Raw genomic sequence first — 13,057 nt, 5'->3', positions numbered from 1 at the left:
CTTATGCCCTCCTGCGATTGAACGCTTGAGGGACCGAAGACGCATGACCCTGCACTTCCGCGCTTTGGCCGAGCAGGCCGCCAAGGACAGCGCAATCTCCGTAGAGGAAATCCTCGAATTGCGGCGCGCGGCATGGCCCGATGGCAGGATCGATCCCGAAGAAGCCGAAGCGATCTTCCTGCTTAACGACCAGATCGCCGAGCCCACGCGCGAATGGTCCGACTTCTTCGTCGAGGCTCTGGTCGAATTCGTGGTCAACGGAACCGAGCCCAAAGGCTATGTCTCGGACGAGAACGCGCGCTGGCTGATCGAGCGCGTCTCGCACGATGGCAAAGTGGAAAGCCTGACCGAGCTGGAACTGCTGGTCAGGGTGCTGGAGAAGGCACTGTCCGCACCCGATGACTTGCGCTTGTTCGTGCTGGATCAGATCGAACGCGAAGTTCTGACAGGGGAAGGCCCGACGCGCTGTGCCGGCACGCTTGCTCCAGGCAGCATCACCGAAGCCGAATGCAGCCTGATCCGTCGCACGATCTTTGCCTCCGGCGGGGATCGCCCTGCCGGGGTAAGCCAGCGCGAGGCGGAAATGCTGTTCCGCCTGAAGGATGCCACGTTGGGCGCGGACAACGCTTCTGCGTGGGAGCGACTGTTCGTGCAGGGCGTGGGCAATTACCTGCAGGGCTGGAACGGCACCAAGGGCATGACGCGCGAGCGGGCGGGCGAGCTGGAAGCGTTCATGGACGACCGCTCGACCCATCTGGGCCGGTTCTTTGGTCGCATGGCAAGGGTCGATACTGGCAGCTTCGTGCGGGCCGTTCGCGAAGTCGGCTTCGGGCGCAGGCAACCCGGCCGCGATGTTGCGGGCGAAGCTGCGCGAGAACATGCCGTGACCGATGCCGAGAACCTGTGGCTGCAGGCGCGCATCGACGCTGACGAGCAGGTCGATCCGCTGGAAAAGGCGCTGCTGGCGTTCCTTGCCGAAGGCTAGACGGTAAAGCTTTCACCGCAGCCGCAACTGCCTTTGGCGTTGGGGTTCTGAAACACGAATCCGGCGGTGAAATCGTCTTCCTGCCAGTCCATCGTGCTGCCGATCAGGTAGAGCACCGAGGCGCTGTCGATGAAGAACAGACCGCCCGGCGTTTCGATCTTTTCATCAAGCGGGTTGGCCTCGGTCACGTAGTCGACCGAGTAGGCCAACCCTGAGCAGCCGCGACGGGGCGTCGACAACTTCACGCCGATCGCGCCTTCGGGAGCCGTGGCCATGAGATGCGCCACGCGCGCCTCGGCCGAGGGCGTGAGGATCACCGCAGCGGGGCGGGGACGGCGGGGCTTGGTCTGCGTTTCGGTCGTCATGGTGACACCTATATGGGGAGGCGTTACAGCATTCCCAGTTCAAGCTTGGCTTCGTCGCTCATCTTGGCGGGGTCCCATGCCGGGTCCCAGACAAGATTGACCTCGGCATCGCGCACGCCGGGCACGGCCGAGACACGAAGCTCGACCTCGCCCGGCATCGATTCGGCCACCGGGCAATGCGGCGTGGTCAGCGTCATGGTGACGGTGACATCGGAATCGTCCGAGACATCGACGCCGTAGATCAGGCCGAGGTCATAGATATTGACCGGAATTTCGGGGTCGAAGATTTCCTTCAGCGCGGCAATCACGCCTTCGTAGATATCTCCGCCCGGTTCGGCGGGCGAGACGGCCTCAGGCTTGGCGGCGAGGAAGCCTTCGAGGTAGTCGCGCTTGCGCTCGAGCTTTTGGGCGGGCGTTTCTTCCACTGCGTCCTCCACGAACGCGCGCTTCGGTGCCGAGACGGCTTCCACTTCCTCGACCGCGAACTTTACGTCAGCGGGGGTCTGGGGATCGTTTTCGCTCATCCGAAAATCCTCTTGGTCCTTTCGATGCCGCGCACGAGCGCGGCGATATCGCTTTCATCGCTGTAGATGCCGAAGCTCGCGCGCGCCGTCGCGGGCACGCCAAGATGCGCCATCAGCGGCTGGGCACAGTGATGCCCGGCGCGGATGGCGACGCCTTCCTCGTCCAGAATCGTGCCGAGATCGTGCGGGTGCACGCCTTCGAGCGCGAAGCTGAGGATGCCGGCGCTTTCCGCAGGGCCGAACAGCTTGACCGAGTTCATGCGCCCGAGCGCCTCGCGTGCCTTGGCCACCAGCGCGCATTCGTGGGCGTGGATGGTGGCGAGGCCTTGCGCCTGAACGAAATCGACTGCTGCGCCAAAGCCGATGGCCTCGACAATGGCGGGCGTGCCGGCCTCGAACCGCTGGGGTGCGGGGGCATAGGTGGTCTTCTCGAAAGTGACCCTGTCGATCATTGCGCCGCCGCCCTGCCACGGCGGCATGGCATCGAGAATCTCGCCCTTGGCCCAGAGCGCGCCGATGCCGGTGGGGCCATAAAGCTTGTGAGCCGAGAAGACGTAGAAGTCCGCGTCCAGCGCCTTCACGTCGACGGTGAGGCGCGCGACCGACTGGCAGCCATCGAGCAGGATCTTCGCGCCGACGCTGCGGGCCATCGCGACCGCGCGCTTTGCATCAAGCGTGGAGCCGAGCACGTTGGACACGTGCGCGAAAGCGACCAGCTTGTGCGCAGGCGTGATCATGCGTTCGGCGGCATCGAGATCGATCAGCCCTTCCTCGGTCAGCGGGCAGACGTCGATCTCCACTCCGGTACGCTTGCGCAGCATCTGCCAGGGCACGATGTTGGCGTGGTGCTCCAGCGTGGAGATGAGGATGCGGTCACCCGCCTTGAGGTTGGCTGCACCCCAGGTCTGTGCGACGAGGTTGATCGCCTCGGTCGCGCCGCGGGTGAAGACCAGCTCGTTCTCGGCGCCGCCGACGAGTGCAGCAACCTTGCGGCGCGCAGCTTCGAAGGCCAGCGTCATGTCGGCCGAGCGGGCATAGACGCCGCGATGAACGGTGGCGTAGTCGCGGCCCATGGCACGCACCATCGCATCGATCACCACTTGCGGCTTCTGCGCGGTGGCGGCGGTATCGAGATAATGCCAGCGGCTGCCGTCAGGATTGACGAGGCCGGGCCATTCAGCGGTGCGGGTCAGGGCATCGACGGTCACAGCACGGCATCCAGTGCCTTGAGCGCGGCTTCGGTAAGCGACTCTTCATCGGCGGCACCGACGAAGGCTTCGGCGATGAAGGCATGAAGCATGAGCTTCTTCGCCTCGGCTGGTGGAAGGCCGCGCTGGGCGAGGTAGAACAGCCCCTGCGGATCGAGCTCGCCGACCGCGCAGCCGTGGGCGCACTTGACGTCGTCGGCGTAGATTTCCAGCTCTGGGCGGGCATTGGCAGTGGCAGTGCGATCCAGCAGCATCGCCCGGATCGACTGTTCGCCGTCGGTGCCGATCGCCCCGCGCGCCACAACGACGCGGCCGAGATACGTGCCCGTGGCCTTGCCGCCGAGGACCGAGCGAACGACCTGGCTGGAGACCGCGTCAGGCTCGGCATGGACGACCTCGGTGACGATCTCGGCGGTCTGTTCGCCGCCGGCGATCTGTGCCGCGCCGAGATGGAACTTCGCGCCCTTGCCAAGCGTGACCTTGACCGCAATGCGGCCATAGGCGGACCCGGCGTTGAGCAGGCGCAGGTCATATTCCGCGCCATCTTCCAGCGTGATCGCGATGTCCTGCGCCGCATCGTTCGCGCCATCGAGCACGACGGCGCTTGCGCCAGTCTCACCCGCAGCGACGCGGATATCTTGCACCGGCAGCGGCCAGAGCGCTTCCAGCGCCGCAAGATCGGCGTAGCGGAAGGCCTCTTGCCTGCGGGTGGGCAGCGCGGTCATGCCGCGACGGCCTCGTAGCCGTGCTCTTCGAGTTCGAGCGCCAGTTCAGGCCCGCCGCTCTTGACGATGCGGCCACCGGCCAGGACGTGGACGAAATCGGGCTTCACGTAATCGAGCAGGCGCTGGTAGTGGGTGATCAGCAGCACGGCCTTGTCGGGCTTGCGCATGATCGCGTTGATGCCTTCGCCGCAGATGCGCAGGGCGTCGATGTCGAGGCCGGAATCGGTTTCATCGAGGATGGCGATCTTGGGATCGAGAATGCCCATCTGGACCATTTCGGCGCGCTTCTTCTCACCACCCGAAAAGCCGACGTTCACCGGGCGCTTGAGCATGTCCATGTCCATGCGCAGCAGGCCCGCCTTCTCCTTGGCCAGCTTGAGGAATTCGCCCCCCGAAAGCGGTGCCTCGCCGCGAGCCTTGCGCTGGGCATTGGCGGATTCGCGCAGGAACTGGACGAAGGACACGCCGGGGATCTCGACCGGGTACTGGAAGCCGAGAAACAGGCCCGCCGCCGCGCGTTCATGCGGTTCGAGTTCGAACAGGTCGGTGCCATCCAATGTGGCGGTGCCGCCGGTCACTTCGTAGCCGGGCCGCCCGCCGAGCGTGTAGCCGAGCGTGGACTTGCCCGCGCCGTTCGGCCCCATGATCGCGTGGATCTCACCCGCGTTGATGGTGAGCGACAGACCCTTGAGGATCGGCTTGTCGGCAACGGTGGCCTGGAGGTTCTGGATTTCGAGCATGGTCATCTCTCTCAGTCGCGAGCCCGGGTATGGGGGCTGCGCTGCGGGCGGGCGCCGGAGCGCGAATAGGACGGACGCGAAGGACGCGAGGCAGCGCGCAACTCGTCGTACCGGGCCTTCATCTCGCGCAGGACTGCAGCGCAGGCGCCTTCAGGATCGCCGAGTACTTCGGCAGCATCATAGCGGATGACCTTGATGCCGACTTCGGCAAGACTGGCATCGCGGCGGCGCTCAAGCTCCGGCGCATCGCCACGGTCAAGCGCGACGACCAGCTTCAGCGACTGGCTCGCGAAATCGACGATGGCCGAACCGATCACGGCGTAGCGCTTGAACTTGTACTTGCCGAGGTCTTGCCTGGCGAGTTCGTCGGCCAGGGCGAGGTGTGCCTCATCCGGCTCGCGACGCATTTCGCGCGCCATGTCGTGAATCGCATCGAGGCGCGAACCGGAAATGGCCCAGCCGCGACCCTTCTTCTGGATCTTGGGCGCTTCAGCACGTTCGCCGACGGGGCGGAGGGTAAGAGTTTTCTTCATCAGCGAACTCGGCATGGAAATGGGAGGTCTGAAGATATGCTAAGGGCTAAAGCCGAATGCATTTTACCGTTCCTTCTGGGCAATGCGGAAGGAAAGGCTGTACTCAAACAGCTTAACTCGATCAGATATGAGGCTTGTCGCCAGAACAAGATCCTCGGTAATTTCGCTAGCAACGATCATCCCGCGCACTTGGCCTCCATCGGCCAAATGCGTGGCAACCCAAGCCATATATCGCTGCAACTGGCCAATCACGCGGTCATACCCCCGCGAAACTTTTAGCTCGATCACAACAAACCGGCCTTCCGCGTCGACAGCAAGAATGTCGATAAAGCGTCCACCCGCGTTGTACTCTATTCCCGACACGCCATCAGAAACGTACAGTTTTAACCCACCCTCAAGCTTCGAAAGGTTCTTGACCAGATAGTTCTGAAGGTCTTTTTCAAGGGCAAAGGTATCTCCACCGCCCGACTCGTTTGGTTCATCTTGGGCATGATCATCGGCGGCTAAGTCGTAGGTCTCAGCAGACACTTGGCTGTCGCCGACATAGACCGGTGCGGGGTCTGTCGCAGGGTCCCAAAGCCGAAACTTATTGTCTACCTTAAAAAACAAATCGTGCCCGGAACCGGGCTTGACGTTTCTATAATTCAAGCTTCGGTTTGGAACATTCACGGACATTGAGTAGACGTGGGTCGCGACTGTGCTCCTCTTAAAGTCAGAGCAAAACGCCAAGAACCAATCCACTATCTGGTTTTTGGTGTAAAGTTGCCCGGGCTTTAGGTTTGCATGTGCCCACTCTGCCATGACCTCTTTGGTGGTTCGCCCCAAAGGCTGTCCCATCACCCTACACTCCCCTCGAGCGAAATTCCCAGCAGCTTCTGCGCTTCGACTGCGAATTCCATCGGCAATTGCTGCAGCACTTCACGGGCGAAGCCGTTGACGATCAGGGCGACGGCGCTTTCCTGATCGAGGCCGCGCTGCATGGCGTAGAACAGCTGGTCGTCGCTGATCTTGCTGGTGGTGGCTTCGTGTTCGATCGTGGCGCTGGGGTTGCGCACTTCGATATAGGGCACGGTGTGCGCGCCGCATTCTGCGCCGAGCAGCAGGCTGTCGCACTGCGTGAAGTTGCGCACACCTTCGGCCTGCGGGGCCACGCGGACGAGGCCGCGATAGGTGTTGTTCGACTTGCCCGCAGAGATACCCTTCGACACGATCGTCGAGCGCGACCCCTTGCCGTTGTGGATCATCTTGGTGCCGGTATCGGCCTGCTGGTAGTTGTTGGTGACGGCAACCGAGTAGAACTCGCCCACCGAATCCTCGCCGTTCAGGACGCAGGACGGATACTTCCAAGTTATCGCCGAGCCGGTTTCGACCTGCGTCCACGAGACCTTGGAGCGGGCACCCTGGCACAGCGCGCGCTTGGTGACGAAGTTGTAGATGCCGCCCTTGCCTTCCGCGTCACCGGGATACCAGTTCTGGACGGTCGAGTATTTGATCTCGGCGTCATCGAGCGCGACGAGTTCCACGACGGCGGCGTGAAGCTGGTTTTCATCGCGCTGCGGGGCGGTGCAGCCTTCGAGGTAGGAGACGTAACTGCCCTTGTCGGCGACGATCAGGGTGCGTTCGAACTGACCCGTGTTTTCCGCGTTGATGCGGAAATAGGTCGAGAGCTCCATCGGGCAGCGCACACCTTCGGGGATGTAGACGAAGGTGCCGTCGGAGAAGACCGCGCAATTGAGCGTGGCAAAGTAGTTGTCGTGCATCGGCACGACCTTGCCGAGCCACTTCTTCACGAGGTCCGGATATTCGCGGATCGCCTCGGAGATCGAGCGGAAGATCACGCCTGCCGCTTCCAGCTCCTTGCGGAAGGTGGTGGCGACGCTGACGCTGTCGAACACCGCATCGACCGCGATCTTGCGCGCGCCTTCGACACCGGCGAGCACCTTCTGTTCTTCCAGCGGAATGCCGAGCTTTTCATAGACGCGCAGGATCTCGGGATCGACCTCGTCAAGGCTGCCGAGCTTGGGCTTGGCCTTGGGCGCGGCCCAGTAATAGGCGTCCTGATAGTCGATCGGCGGGATATTCAGCTTCGCCCAATCGGGCGTGGGCATGGTCAGCCAGTGGCGATAGGCCTTGAGGCGCCATTCGAGCATCCACTCCGGCTCGTCCTTCTTGGCCGAGATGTAGCGGACGGTGTCCTCGGACAGGCCCTTGGGCCCGTACTCCTGCTCGATATCGGACGACCAGCCGTGCTCGTACTCGGCGACCTTTGCGGCGGCCTCGCGCGCGGCCTGATCCTTGATTTCGACGTTCTCGGTCATGCCATAACCTCCGTCACCGCTGCGGCAGGACGGGACAATTGGGTGAGCGGTATGCCCGCCAGCGCGCCGCGCAATGCGGCATCGACGGCAGGCCAGTGCGGACGGACGGTGCACGCGGATTCCAGCGTGCAATCATGGCGCCCATGCTCGCTGCAGGGCGTGAGCGCAATGGGGCCTTCCACGGCTTCGACGATATCGGCCAAAGTGATAGCTGCTGCCGGGCGTGCCAGCTTCAGCCCGCCGCGCGCTCCACGGACAGACTTCAGCAGCCCTGCGGCCGAAAGCTTGCTGACCAGCTTCTGCACGGTCGGCGCCGGCAGGCCGGTTTCATCGGCGAGTTGTTGCGCACAGACGCGGCTCTGCCCGCAATGGCGCGCAGCGGCGGTCATCGTGACAACGGCGTAATCGGCCATGCTCGAAAGGCGCATCTGCAAGGGTCCCGGTTGCGGCCCGCGCAAATCGGACCGAATCACTCCGGTTATCTAGGCGCGGTGCCTTCCCTGCACAAGCGGGCGCTCGTCCAAAAAGAGAGCGGAAAAAAATGGGCGGCAAAAAAAGGGCGGCCGAGCCCAATGGGTCATCGGCCGCCTCAAAGTCGAGAACTCGTTGCATAACTGCACCGAGCCCTTCGGGTCGCAGCGCCTTACTAAGCAGAAGCCCTTGCAGAGAATTGTATGGATTCGACAATTCCGGTGGCAAATGCGCAACATACCAAGCGCAATCAATTACAATTGCTGTCAGATTCGAGAAGAACAGGCTTGGCCGACAGAAGATAACGTCGCAAAGACTCGCCGGGGTGGTCCGGCGGCATGGCGCATCGGAATTGCCCCCGATTCGACCTTCACCATTCGCAGAACCCGGAACCGTTTGCCCGTGACGCCATATTCGCTGCTGCGCCCCCTGATTTTCCGGATCCCTGCCGAACCTGCGCATCGCCTGACCATCCGCGCACTCGCGATCAATCCGCCTTCGGGCAGACTGGCCCCCACGCCCAATCTCGCCCAGCGCATCGCCGGCATCGCCTTCCCCAACCCGCTGGGCATGGCCCCGGGGTTCGACAAGAACGCCGAAGTGCCCGACGCCATGCTCGGGCTGGGGTTCGGCTTTGTCGAAGTGGGCACGGTCACGCCCCTGCCGCAGGAAGGCAATCCCAAGCCGCGGCTGTTCCGCCTGATCGAAGATCGGGCCGTGATCAATCGGATGGGCTTCAACAACGAAGGCGCGCAGGCCGTGACCAACCGCCTGATCCGACGCCGTGAGACGGGCAAGCACGGACTGCCGGGCATCGTTGGCGTGAACATCGGCGCAAACAAGGATTCGGCCGACCGCATTGCCGACTATGCTCAGATGACCCGGCTGATGGCCCCGCTGGCATCGTATCTCACCGTCAACATCTCGTCGCCCAACACGCCGGGCCTTCGGGCGCTGCAGGATGAAGGTGCCCTTTCGGCTCTGCTCGACGGCGTGATCGAGGCTCGCGGCAACATGAACGTGCCGATCTTCCTGAAGCTTGCACCCGATCTCGAACCGTCGGACATCGATGCGATCTGCCGCATCGCTCTTGAAAAGCGGCTCGCCGCATTGATCGTTTCGAATACCACGATTACCCGGCCGGCTTTGCGCTCGGCCCATGCCGGGGAAGCTGGCGGCCTCTCGGGCGAACCGCTGCGCGAACTTGCGCTGCAGCGTCTGCGCGATTTCCGCAAGGCAAGTGGCGGCGCGATTCCCCTGATCGGCGTGGGCGGTATTGCAACGGTTGATGATGCCTGGGCCCGCATCCGGGCCGGTGCCAGCCTGATCCAGATCTACAGCGCAATGGTCTTCGAGGGCCCCGGTCTTGCCAGGCGCCTGGTCGCAGGACTTGAACGGAAGGTCCGCGAAGCCGGCATGACGTCCATTGCCGAGGCGGTCGGCACCGAATAGCAAGGGGGCATGTCAGTCCCCCGCCTCCTTAAATCCGCCAGCTTGGCCACGCCGCTCGCTGCATTGCTCGTCAGCGGCTGCGTTCCGCCACCCAGCGCGACAGTTGCTCCACCTCGAACGGCGCCGCTGGCGGCTGCGGCAGATGGTATCCCGGTGGACAGCGCGGGCCTCGTGTCCGCTGCAGATCCGCGCGCTGCCGAAGCTGGCGTGCAGATGCTCCGCCTTGGTGGCAGCGCAACCGACGCTGCCATAGCCACCATGCTGGCGCTGACCGTGGTAGAACCGCAGAGTTCCGGCATCGGTGGCGGCGGCTTCCTCGTGCTGGGCGATGCTGCAGGGCAGGTCGAGACGATCGATGGCCGCGAAACGGCTCCGAAGGCGGCGACTCCTCAGTGGTTCTATGCCGATGGCAAGCCGCTGGCTTACCGCGACGCAATACCGGGTGGTCGCAGCGTCGGCGTGCCGGGGAACTTGCGACTCGCCGCGCTGGCGCATAACGGCAAAGGCAGGCTGTCGTGGCGAACACTGTTCCAGCCGGCGATCCGCCTGGCCCGCGAAGGGTTTGAGATCACGCCGCGCCTGCGGACCATCCTGGCTGCGGCCAGCCGCACCGGCGCGCTCGATCCGGAGGCAAGTGCCTTGTACTATGGCTCGGACGGGCAGCCGCTCGCGGTCGGCACACTTGTGCGCAACCCTGCGCTGGCCGCCACACTCGAAACGGTTGCAGCACGCGGTGCCGACAGCTTCTATGCAGGCGAGAACGCCACCCTGATTGCGTCCAAGGTGGGCACGGCGCCGCGCAATCCATCACCGATGACGACAGCCGACATCGCTGGATACAGGGCCATCGCCCGGCCGCCTGTCTGCGGCCAGTATCGCGTCTGGCGCATCTGCGGAATGGGGCCGCCTTCCTCGGGCGCGACCACCGTTTTCGCCATCCTGAAGCAGCTCGAACGCTTCGACATGAAGGCGCTCGGGCCAGCCAACCCGGTTTCATGGCACCTGATCGCGGAGTCGCAGCGCCTCGCCTATGCTGACCGCGACCAGTATCTGGCCGACAGCGATTTCGTTTCGGTCCCGGTCTCAGGGCTGACCGATCCTGCCTATCTCGCCTCGCGCTCGGCCCTGATTTCCGAAACCACATCGCTCGGACTCGTGACGCCGGGCACCCCGCCGGGAGCCAGGTTGGCCTTCGCCAAGGCCGATCCGCAGGAAGAGAACGGCACGACGCACTTCGTGGCGGTCGATCGCTGGGGCAATGCCGCAAGCTATACATCGACCATCGAAGGTCCGTTCGGGTCGGGTCTGATGGTGGGCGGCTATTATCTCAACAACGAGCTGACCGATTTCAACATCGTGCCGGACAAGGACGGCAAGCCGACCGCCAATCGCATTGAGGCGGGAAAGCGACCGCGCAGTTCGATGTCGCCGACGCTGATCTATGGGCCGGACGGCAAATTGCGCCTTGCCATCGGCGCGGCCGGTGGCGTGACGATCCCCGCGCAAGTGGCCAAGGCGATCATTGGCGTGCTCGACTGGAACCTCTCGGCCCGCGACGCGATTGCGCTGCCGGTGATCTTTGCGCCGGGCGGCGACATGGTCTTCGTCGAGAAGGGCACGAGCCTTGAAGCGATGATCCCGACCTTGCAGCAGCTTGGCCATGCGCAAGTTCTGGCGCGGCCACCGTCTTTCAAGGCCAATGCCATAGAGCGCGTTGGCGACCGTTGGCGGGGCGCAGCTGATCCCCGCAGCGAGGGCGCGGCCGTCGCCCCTTGAGCGGCTTGATGCGGCGTTCGTGACCATTGGGGAACAGACTGGCGTGCGCGGTTGCCGTGACGGAACGAGGCCACTAGGTTCCCGTTAACCGGCAGGCGGTGATTGCTCCGCCATGCCAGAAGGGGCGAGGGTCAAGACGTGCTGCTTTCCGATTTCGCAGGGTTTCCCAATCTCGTTTCGATGTTCCTCGACCGTGCGGCAAAGCGCGGGGACGGTCCGTTTCTGTGGGCCAAGAGCAAGGGCAATTGGAACTCGCTGAGTTGGACTGAAGCGACGCGGCAGGTCTGTGTCCTGGCGGAGGCGCTGCGCGGGCTCGGGCTCAATCCGGGCGATCGGGTGGCGCTGGTATCGGAGAACCGCCCGGAATGGTGCATCGCCGATCATGCGATCATGGCGGCAGGCCTTGTCACCGTGCCGACCTACATCACCAATACCGAGCGTGATCACCTGCACATCCTCGAGAATTCCGGTGCGCGGGCCGTGATTGTCTCGACCGCGAAGCTTTCGCAGCCGCTGTTGCCGGCGGCTCTTTCCGCGCCTTGCGTCGAGCATGTGATCGGGATGGAACCGCTACGCCAGATGCAGGCCGGCAAACTGGCATTCCACGAGTGGCAGTCGATGACCAGCGGCGATGGAACAGCGGCGCGGGCGGCCGTGGACGAGCGGCTCAGGACCATGGGCCGCGATGACCTGGCCTGCATCATCTACACCAGCGGCACCGGTGGTTCCCCGCGCGGCGTGCGCCTGCATCACGGTTCGATCCTGTGCAATGTCGAGGGTGCGGCGGAGATTCTCGCCAACGATTTCGGTTGGGGGGAGGAAGTGTTTCTCTCGTTCCTGCCGCTGAGCCACGCCTACGAGCATACCGGCGGCCAGTACCTGCCGATCGGCATGGGTGCCCAGATCTACTATTCCGAAGGCCTCGAAAAGCTCGCCTCGAACATCGAGGAAGTTCGCCCGACGATAATGGTGGTGGTGCCGCGCCTGTTCGAAGTGCTGCGCACGCGGATCATGAAGCAGGTGGAGAAGCAGGGGAAGGTGGCGAACTACCTGATGGACCGCGCCCTTTCCATCGGCGGACGCAAGGCGGCCGGCAAAGGGCGGATCATCGATGCTCCGATGAACCTGATCCTGGAGCGAACCCTGCGCCCGAAGATCCGCGCGCGCTTTGGCGGGCGGATGAAGGCGATGGTTTCGGGCGGCGCGCCGCTCAACCCTGACGTCGGCGTGTTTTTCGATGCCATGGGGCTGACCATGCTGCAGGGCTACGGCCAGACCGAAGCGGGGCCGGTGATCTCGTGCAATCGGCCAAAGGTCGGCCTGAAGATGGACACCGTCGGCCCGCCGATGAAGGGCGTCGAGGTGAAGATCGCCGAAGACGGCGAGATCCTCGTCAAGGGCGAGCTTGTCATGCACGGCTACTGGCACAACGATGCCGAGACCGCGCGCGCGATACCGCCCGAAGGCCCCAATGCGGGCTGGCTGCACACCGGTGATATCGGCCATCTCGACGATAAGGGCCGCATCGTCATCACCGACCGCAAGAAGGACATGATTGTCAACGACAAGGGCGACAACGTCTCTCCGCAAAAGATCGAGGGCATGTTGACGCTGCAGCCGGAGATCGCGCAGGCGATGGTTTCTGGCGACAAGCGGCCCTACATCGTCGGCCTGGTCGTGCCCGATCCGGAATGGGCGCTGGAGTGGTCCCGCGCGCAGGGCGAACATTTCGACTTCAAGGAATTGCAGGACCTGCCAGCGTTCAGGAATGCGATCCGCGCGGCGGTGGACCGGGTGAACAAGGACCTGTCGGTGATCGAGAAGGTCCGCCAGTTCACCTTTGCCGACGAGGCCTTCAGCATCGACAATGGCGAGATGACGCCGAGCCTCAAGATCCGCCGCCACAAGATCCGGGAGCGCTACGGCGCGCGGGTGGACGCGCTTTACAAGAGCTAGCCGC

At 63.7% G+C, this 13,057-nt stretch carries 13 protein-coding genes; 4 read left to right on the top strand and 9 right to left on the bottom strand.

The genetic code is table 11. The annotated features are described in order from the left end of the window. Positions 1 to 43: 43 nt before the first annotated feature. The gene (locus AX703_RS02380) at positions 44 to 985 is read left to right on the top strand and encodes a hypothetical protein (RefSeq protein WP_062342379.1); all 942 of its coding nucleotides are present in this window, start codon (positions 44 to 46) and stop codon (positions 983 to 985) included. On the opposite strand, the gene AX703_RS02375 is transcribed toward AX703_RS02380, so the two are convergent. From AX703_RS02375 to AX703_RS02335, 9 genes are all read right to left on the bottom strand, one after another. Then, positions 982 to 1,350, bottom strand: a complete 369-nt coding sequence (locus AX703_RS02375; RefSeq protein WP_039333062.1) for an iron-sulfur cluster assembly accessory protein — start codon at positions 1,348 to 1,350, stop codon at positions 982 to 984. The genes AX703_RS02380 and AX703_RS02375 overlap by 4 nt on opposite strands. 23 nt (positions 1,351 to 1,373) lie before the next feature. Then, positions 1,374 to 1,874 carry an SUF system Fe-S cluster assembly protein gene (locus AX703_RS02370; RefSeq protein ID WP_062342377.1) on the bottom strand — a complete coding sequence of 167 codons (501 nt, stop codon included), beginning with the start codon at positions 1,872 to 1,874 and terminating at the stop codon, positions 1,374 to 1,376. After that, on the bottom strand, positions 1,871 to 3,082 hold the full coding sequence (locus tag AX703_RS02365) for a cysteine desulfurase (RefSeq protein WP_062342375.1): 1,212 nt from the start codon (positions 3,080 to 3,082) through the stop codon (positions 1,871 to 1,873). The genes AX703_RS02370 and AX703_RS02365 overlap by 4 nt, the downstream gene beginning before the upstream one ends. Continuing rightward, positions 3,079 to 3,807, bottom strand: a complete 729-nt coding sequence (locus AX703_RS02360) for a SufD family Fe-S cluster assembly protein (protein WP_062342373.1) — start codon at positions 3,805 to 3,807, stop codon at positions 3,079 to 3,081. Before AX703_RS02360 ends, AX703_RS02365 begins: the two co-directional genes overlap by 4 nt. Further along, positions 3,804 to 4,547, bottom strand: a complete 744-nt coding sequence (gene sufC, locus AX703_RS02355) for a Fe-S cluster assembly ATPase SufC (RefSeq protein ID WP_062342371.1) — start codon at positions 4,545 to 4,547, stop codon at positions 3,804 to 3,806. The genes AX703_RS02360 and sufC overlap by 4 nt, the downstream gene beginning before the upstream one ends. An 11-nt stretch (positions 4,548 to 4,558) precedes the next feature. After that, positions 4,559 to 5,080, bottom strand: coding sequence for an endonuclease domain-containing protein (locus AX703_RS02350; RefSeq protein ID WP_062342495.1), 522 nt, complete (start codon positions 5,078 to 5,080; stop codon positions 4,559 to 4,561). Positions 5,081 to 5,143: 63 nt separating this feature from the next. Beyond that, positions 5,144 to 5,755 carry an endonuclease NucS domain-containing protein gene (locus AX703_RS02345; RefSeq protein ID WP_197423583.1) on the bottom strand — a complete coding sequence of 204 codons (612 nt, stop codon included), beginning with the start codon at positions 5,753 to 5,755 and terminating at the stop codon, positions 5,144 to 5,146. A 161-nt stretch (positions 5,756 to 5,916) separates the two neighbouring features. Beyond that, on the bottom strand, positions 5,917 to 7,398 hold the full coding sequence (sufB, locus tag AX703_RS02340; RefSeq protein WP_039333074.1) for a Fe-S cluster assembly protein SufB: 1,482 nt from the start codon (positions 7,396 to 7,398) through the stop codon (positions 5,917 to 5,919). Further along, positions 7,395 to 7,826 (bottom strand): SUF system Fe-S cluster assembly regulator, encoded by a 432-nt coding sequence (locus AX703_RS02335; RefSeq protein WP_039333076.1) that lies wholly within the window; start codon positions 7,824 to 7,826, stop codon positions 7,395 to 7,397. The genes sufB and AX703_RS02335 overlap by 4 nt, the downstream gene beginning before the upstream one ends. A 445-nt stretch (positions 7,827 to 8,271) precedes the next feature. Here AX703_RS02335 and AX703_RS02330 point away from each other — a divergent pair, with 445 nt between their 5' ends. The 3 genes from AX703_RS02330 to AX703_RS02320 all read left to right on the top strand — a co-directional run bounded on the left by AX703_RS02330 (position 8,272) and on the right by AX703_RS02320 (position 13,053). Then, positions 8,272 to 9,321, top strand: a complete 1,050-nt coding sequence (locus AX703_RS02330) for a quinone-dependent dihydroorotate dehydrogenase (RefSeq protein WP_039333077.1) — start codon at positions 8,272 to 8,274, stop codon at positions 9,319 to 9,321. Between the two features lie 9 nt (positions 9,322 to 9,330). Further along, a complete protein-coding gene (gene ggt / locus AX703_RS02325; RefSeq protein ID WP_039333078.1) occupies positions 9,331 to 11,097 on the top strand; it encodes a gamma-glutamyltransferase in 1,767 nt (588 codons plus the stop codon). 138 nt (positions 11,098 to 11,235) lie between these two features. After that, the gene (locus AX703_RS02320) at positions 11,236 to 13,053 is read left to right on the top strand and encodes a long-chain fatty acid--CoA ligase (RefSeq protein WP_039333081.1); all 1,818 of its coding nucleotides are present in this window, start codon (positions 11,236 to 11,238) and stop codon (positions 13,051 to 13,053) included. Positions 13,054 to 13,057 lie beyond the last annotated feature (4 nt).

This window comes from Novosphingobium sp. CCH12-A3, assembly GCF_001556015.1.
GTDB lineage: Bacteria > Pseudomonadota > Alphaproteobacteria > Sphingomonadales > Sphingomonadaceae > Novosphingobium > Novosphingobium subterraneum.
Note: the sequence above shows the minus strand (reverse complement) of the source record. Positions and strands in the feature narration are given on the sequence as shown.

Excerpts from the sequence above, each read along its gene's own strand:
- ggt (WP_039333078.1), top strand. The coding sequence starts at position 9,331 with ATGTCAGTCCCCCGCCTCCTTAAATCCGCCAGCTTGGCCACGCCGCTC.
- AX703_RS02380 (WP_062342379.1), top strand. The coding sequence starts at position 44 with ATGACCCTGCACTTCCGCGCTTTGGCCGAGCAGGCCGCCAAGGACAGC.
- sufB (WP_039333074.1), bottom strand. The coding sequence starts at position 7,398 with ATGACCGAGAACGTCGAAATCAAGGATCAGGCCGCGCGCGAGGCCGCC.
- AX703_RS02375 (WP_039333062.1), bottom strand. The coding sequence starts at position 1,350 with ATGACGACCGAAACGCAGACCAAGCCCCGCCGTCCCCGCCCCGCTGCG.
- AX703_RS02370 (WP_062342377.1), bottom strand. The coding sequence starts at position 1,874 with ATGAGCGAAAACGATCCCCAGACCCCCGCTGACGTAAAGTTCGCGGTC.
- AX703_RS02360 (WP_062342373.1), bottom strand. The coding sequence starts at position 3,807 with ATGACCGCGCTGCCCACCCGCAGGCAAGAGGCCTTCCGCTACGCCGAT.
- AX703_RS02335 (WP_039333076.1), bottom strand. The coding sequence starts at position 7,826 with ATGCGCCTTTCGAGCATGGCCGATTACGCCGTTGTCACGATGACCGCC.
- AX703_RS02345 (WP_197423583.1), bottom strand. The coding sequence starts at position 5,755 with ATGTCCGTGAATGTTCCAAACCGAAGCTTGAATTATAGAAACGTCAAG.
- sufC (WP_062342371.1), bottom strand. The coding sequence starts at position 4,547 with ATGCTCGAAATCCAGAACCTCCAGGCCACCGTTGCCGACAAGCCGATC.
- AX703_RS02350 (WP_062342495.1), bottom strand. The coding sequence starts at position 5,080 with ATGAAGAAAACTCTTACCCTCCGCCCCGTCGGCGAACGTGCTGAAGCG.